This is a genomic window from Ruegeria sp. F5, from assembly GCF_056533845.1.
Window position 1 is genome coordinate 1 of record NZ_JBQFOU010000045.1, and the last position, 5,495, is coordinate 5,495.

General features: G+C 59.6%; 4 protein-coding genes and 1 pseudogene. 2 read left to right on the forward strand and 3 right to left on the reverse strand.

Going from position 1 to position 5,495, the window contains the following annotated elements:
* A pseudogene (locus ACR0K1_RS25210) lies at positions 1–84 on the forward strand (IS6 family transposase); the annotation flags it as partial.
* A gap of 644 nt (positions 85–728) precedes the next feature.
* Here the strand turns inward: ACR0K1_RS25210 and ACR0K1_RS25215 are convergent.
* A complete protein-coding gene (locus tag ACR0K1_RS25215; RefSeq protein WP_480852269.1) occupies positions 729–1,835 on the reverse strand; it encodes a ParB/RepB/Spo0J family partition protein in 1,107 nt (368 codons plus the stop codon).
* Complete coding sequence (locus ACR0K1_RS25220) at positions 1,832–3,139, reverse strand: AAA family ATPase (protein ID WP_480852270.1); 1,308 nt, start codon at positions 3,137–3,139, stop codon at positions 1,832–1,834. The genes ACR0K1_RS25215 and ACR0K1_RS25220 overlap by 4 nt, the downstream gene beginning before the upstream one ends.
* Before the next feature lie 469 nt (positions 3,140–3,608).
* Between ACR0K1_RS25220 and ACR0K1_RS25225 the strand changes: the two genes are divergently transcribed.
* A complete protein-coding gene (locus ACR0K1_RS25225) occupies positions 3,609–4,292 on the forward strand; it encodes a DnaA N-terminal domain-containing protein (RefSeq protein WP_480617639.1) in 684 nt (227 codons plus the stop codon).
* A 15-nt stretch (positions 4,293–4,307) separates the two neighbouring features.
* On the opposite strand, the gene ACR0K1_RS25230 is transcribed toward ACR0K1_RS25225, so the two are convergent.
* Entirely contained in the window at positions 4,308–5,186 is an 879-nt protein-coding gene (locus tag ACR0K1_RS25230; RefSeq protein ID WP_480852271.1) for an amidohydrolase family protein, read from the reverse strand.
* Positions 5,187–5,495 lie beyond the last annotated feature (309 nt).

Here is a 5,495-nt window from a genome sequence, read left to right on the forward strand (position 1 = left end):
ATCGAAGTGGCACACATGATCCGCAAAGGTCAAATCACGCCCGGAGTCTGTCCGTTTCGGCAATTTGCAGAGCTGGCCGCTTAGCCCGCCGGTACCATGCCATCGCTGTCGCCAGTAAAAACTTCGCAACAGATCCTCTCCCCTGCCCGCTTAACGCGCAAAATTTAAATCTTTTGCCTATTACCCACTCTGACGTACAAGTCACAATTACATGTGATAAGTGTCTTTCCTGCCTCGTCGGCCTTGCCGCGCATGGCGGAAAGGAACCTTGCAGACGGTTAATCCAAACAACCCGGTCTTGCCGAGGCGGTCTCGGGTCAGCCACCCCAAAAGACCACGGCTACCAAACTGCTGATGCAGGCCCGATGGGAAACCACAATCGACCGGCAATCCGCGCGTGGCGCAAGGCCGGACGGTTACTCTGATTGCCCTGAACTTGGCCGGCTTCACGCATCAGGCCGCGCAGGCCCTGATCGATTTCTGTGGTGTACTTCTGATCACAGAAGGCCGCCGAACGTCGCCCCCCCCTACGGGCCGCGCTACAGAATCCTGACCCGGGCAGGTTCCTGATCAAAGCCGCCTTGCACCACTCCCTCGCATGGGCGCAGAAATGCTACGTCGACATCGCAGAAGCTCTGCCCGCAGATCTCTTGGCCTAAACCTAGAAAGCAATACGCCGGGTAGATCACCCGGCGTTTCACCCAATCTAACCAGCAGTGGGACAACCCTTACCCGTGGGTAAGATCGTCCTCTTCCTGCAACTCGTCGATCAGGGAAGCGATAGCCTTCTCCAGTTTTCCACGATCCACACGCGTGAAGTCCAAATCATACCTCAGCTCGATCCGCCCGCTGGAGGCCGAGCATTTCGCGACCCCTGCCCTCCCCGAGACCTGGAACGTCGTCTTGGCCCGGCGTGTCTTACCCGTACCCGCCGCGGCCGGCTTCTTCACAACCGCGGGTTCGGACGTGACAAAGCTTCGCAGAATCTCCACCTCGCGCGGTCCGTCACGATCCGGTTCGCTGATCAGCGCGGTGCTGACATGACGGATCAGCCCCGGGTTGGCATCGAGTTTCCGCTTCAACTCAACCCCCACATTGCGCGGAATGTCGTTTGGGTGTTGCAGCACCTTGTCCAGCATCATCAGAAGACTGGCAAAGGACCGGATGTAGCTGCGCTTCGTGTAGCTCGCGGATTTGAACAGGATCGCCACCGCTTTGTCGACATCGGCGCAGTCGTTCGACGGGTTTTCGGCAAAGGCCCGCGCCAGCGCGCCCATTTCGGCAAATGAGATATCCTTGCGAATCAGGTTCTCATCCACCATGCGCCGGTAGCTGTCGTGCAATTCGGCGGCCTCGGAAATCCCCGAAGGAATTTTGGCGTAGAGATCATCGCCGGTTTCCGCATGCAACGCGCGATAGGCGGACAGGCGGCGCATGCCCTGGATCAGATCGTACCGGCCGTCCGGGCGACGTTCAAGCCGGATCGGGTTCGACAATCCGATATCGCGGATCGACTCTTTCAACTCGTCCAGATCCGGGTCGGGGCCGGGCTTGCGGTCGCGGGTCAGCTTCTCCGTCACCACGTCGGCCAAAGCCACATGTTCCGTCACGAGGCCCTCTGCGCGCAACCGGACCAGCTCATGCGCCAGCCGGTCGTTTTCGGCTCGGATCGTATCCTCGGTCGATTGCTGGTCGCGCAGGGCATCCGCGTTTTCGGAAATGGCCGCGGCCATCGGGCCGCGCCGTTTATCCAGAACCTTGTCCGGGATCTTGCCAACAGGGATATCCTCCATGGCCGGCATGTCAATGTCGAACATTCTACGTTTACGGCTCATGCGTCATCCTCCAGCTTGTCCCAGGTCGAATGCATCACGCCCCGGAATTCTTCATATACATTGTCAAAGGTCGATCGCGCGCGGCGCCAGGTCTCGCGCGTCATCTCGCGGTAGTCCATCTCGTAAACCGAACTCAGGAACCGGCCGGATTGTTCCACCGCACGGGTCATTTCAACCGGGTGTTCCGCGACATGTTCGCCGAACACCTTTTTGAACGCGTCGAACATGGCAAGATGCAGCGCGTTGCCGGGCTCGTATCGCGTCAGCAGGAAGCGCAGTTCGCAGAAGGTTTTCGGAAGGCCGATCTTACCCGTGGGTAAGGTCTTGTCGAAACCATAGGCCAGATCCTCGAGCGCCTCGGCCAACTGGCCGATGAAGGAGGTGGTGGAATCGTATTCCCAGTAACCGGGGCCCGAGGGGATATACAGCATATCCGCCGCAAACACTGCGTTCATCGACTGGTACCCAATCGCCGGGGGGCAATCGAACAGGATCAGGTCATAGGCATCGTCGGGGATTTGATCCAGATAGCGCGACACGGCGGCAAAGAACGACCATTCGGGGTTCAGGTGCCGATACTGGGCGGAGGCGAACTCGACAAAGGCCGCGTTGGCGCAGGACGGAATGGCGTCGATGGTCGACCACGACGTCTGCTTGATGAAATCGGAGATGCGCAGGTCGCCCAGACCCATGCCGGTGATCGAGTGGGGCAGTTCGCGGCGGGGCAGGGCGGTGCCGGATTCGGCGGCGGCGGGGCGTTTGTTCATCCGCTCGGTCTCGCGGATCAGGTCGCGGGCCATGATGCCCCAAACGGTGAAATCCTCGGCCACGTCGGTCAGGCCCATGGAATGGCTGAGCGTTGCCTGCGGGTCGAAATCCACCACCAGCACGCGGTAGCCATCCAGCGCGGCGGCATGGGCCAGATGCAGGGCCACGGTGGACTTACCTGCACCGCCTTTAAAATTGGCCACCGCCGCGCGAATAGCGCGCTTGCCGGCAGGGCGGGGCGGCATCAGGGATTTGCGGTTCACCTTCAGCCGGCGGCGCAGCTCGTTCACCTCTTCCAGGCTGAACCAGCGCTGGCGGCCTTCGGGCTCGACCTCGCCACCGGGCAGGGACGGGTCAGCGGCCAGCTTGCCGCGAAAGGTGGACTGATTCACCCGGAAGATCAGTTCCGACACCTCCCAGCTTGAAAAACGACGGAGGGTCTTCTCCATCTCGGGACTGAAGGTCTGCTGGCGAATCCAGCCCTGCAGCTTAAGGGACTGGTTGCGCAATGTGCTCAGGTCTTCGTGCGTGTACATGCCTCGGGTCTCTTAGTTTTGGACGCTAAACGTTATGTGTTTTCTATTTACGCCCGATTTGCGCTTTACGCAAAAGAAATTATGATCATAGTGTGATCTTACCCACGGGTAAGAAAACAAGGGCTTCGGGCGTCTGAACCGATTCGTCAGACAAGGGGGCCCAGCCGGACGCCGCACCGTGCTTCCACATCAAGATTTAGGGGGTCGCATTACGGCCATTTGGCGCATATAGGGGGACAAAAGGCGCCAATACGGGGTCACTCAGGATGCCCCCCATCACCAATAATTCACCGTTTTTCTTTATTTGATTTGCGGTCAAGAGGTCGCCTGACCTCGCTGTTTTCACTCTTTGCTTGACAGAATCGAAGCTTTGGACGCTAATCAGGGCATCAAAATGAAAAGCGTTGGCAAACGGCGCTGAACTGGCGGAGACCATCCGCCCGAGGCAGACAGAACGGTGAGAAAAGGGATGCAGGTTGCAAAACCCGTCGGGCGCAATGCACCGGCTCTGAAATACGATATCCTGTCGGCGCTGGCCGTCCATGCCTTGTCGGGGGACAAGCATCGGCAACGCAGCGTCTTGCGGCTGGTCGCCTTGATCACCACCCGGTACAACTGGCGAAAGAACGAGCTTTCGATCGGGCGCGAGGAGATTGCGCGGCTTTGGTCCGTGAACGAGCGGACGGTGAAACGCGAGATGGCGAAGTTTCGGACCATGGGTTGGATCGCCGTCAAACGGCCCGCCGCGCGGGGGCGGGTCGCGGTCTATGAGCTGGACCTGAAGCAGGTGATGATCGACACATCCGACGTCTGGCCGGTGATCGGCCCGGATTTTCAGGCCCGGATGCAGGATGAACCTGAACCCGAGACCAACATCGTTCCGTTCAAAGTCAAACCTCCGGCCCTTGAGGGTACCGATGCCGAGGTCTGGGGGCAGGTTCAGGCGATCCTGCACGGGCGCGACCCCGAGCTTTGGGCCAGCTGGTTTCAGCACCTGACCGAGGCCGAGCGAGCAGGCGGCGTTGTCACCCTGATGGCACCGTCGCGGTTCATGGCGGATTACATCGCGCAGAAATGGACCGGGCGCTTGCTGGCCGCCTATAGCCGCGTCGACCCCGAGGTGCGGATGCTGCGCTTTGAGGCGGCTGAATAGGGTATCTTGCGACGCCTAAGGCGCGGTGACGCGATAGAACCGCGCGGCGGTTTCGCCGAGAACATCCTTATGATGTGTTTCCGGAACCAGAAAACGGTATCGGGAGATCAGCTCCGCATACGTTGAAGACAGGCTGTCGACCGGGAAGTTTGAGCCGAAAATGCAGCGTTCCGGTCGGAATTGCGTCAGGCAGGCCTCGACAATGGGCCGGACGCGGTCGGCGGACCAGCTGTGATCGAACATCCCAAGCCCGGACAGTTTGCAATAGACCTGCGGCAAGGCAGACAGGTTGAGCAGAGCATCGGACCAGCTTTCCAGCCCTGTAGCGGATCGATCATGGGGTGAACCCGCGTGGCACAGGGCAACCCGGGTGTCGGGGGTCTGTTCCAGCACGACTGCGGTCTGGACCATCAGGTCCGGCAGCAATTGCAGATCAAAGGAGAGGCCCCGGTCACCAAGTTGCCTGAGCCCGTCAAGAAAGCGCGGGTTGGTCAGCAGGGCGTTGGTGCCGGATGCCACGTCTTCACCCGGAGAGCGCCCGATGATCTGACGCACGCCGCGCAGCGAGGGCAGGGTCTGCAGCCGGTCCAATTGTGCGCTGAGGTCATCCGCGGTCAGGTCGCAAAACGCCACCTGAACCAGCGGCCAGTCCGGGTAAGTGTCGGCGACGGTTTGCAGCCATTGCGCCTCGGCCCAGGGATCGGTGGCACCGACCTGAATATGGACGGATGCGGTAAACCCGGTAGCCTGAGCATCCCGACGAAATTCGGGCAGCAGGTAATCGCGTTGGATGGGCGAGGGATCCCCGAAAAACCGGACCGCGCCTTTCTCCATCAGCCATGGGTAATGGACGGCGTTCAGATCCCAGAGATGGTGATGTGCATCGATGCTCATGTCGGTTTAAGTCCCGTGCTGCGTGTCAGACTGCTGACATTCTGTTGCGTTCAGAATGCAGAAGGTCAATGAGTATCCGGTTCTAGGTCAGCTTGTTGCCTGCGCATCGGTGATCTGACGAGTGGTGTGGACGTCAAGCTTTATCGCACCTTGTGAGCATAACAGGTAAATTATGCGCGTTATATTTCTGTGGCCCACCTATTGAAAGGGCCACGAAAGGATGTGTCGCAAACTTTTAGAATGGCCAAAGTAGCGACTTACCGCACGCACTCATCCTGCGATCTCGGCAAATTGCCGAAAGCCACATGT

Coding starts and splice junctions, on each gene's coding strand:
- ACR0K1_RS25220 (WP_480852270.1), bottom strand. CDS start 3,139: ATGTACACGCACGAAGACCTGAGCACATTGCGCAACCAGTCCCTTAAG.
- ACR0K1_RS25225 (WP_480617639.1), top strand. CDS start 3,609: ATGCAGGTTGCAAAACCCGTCGGGCGCAATGCACCGGCTCTGAAATAC.
- ACR0K1_RS25230 (WP_480852271.1), bottom strand. CDS start 5,186: ATGAGCATCGATGCACATCACCATCTCTGGGATCTGAACGCCGTCCAT.
- ACR0K1_RS25215 (WP_480852269.1), bottom strand. CDS start 1,835: ATGAGCCGTAAACGTAGAATGTTCGACATTGACATGCCGGCCATGGAG.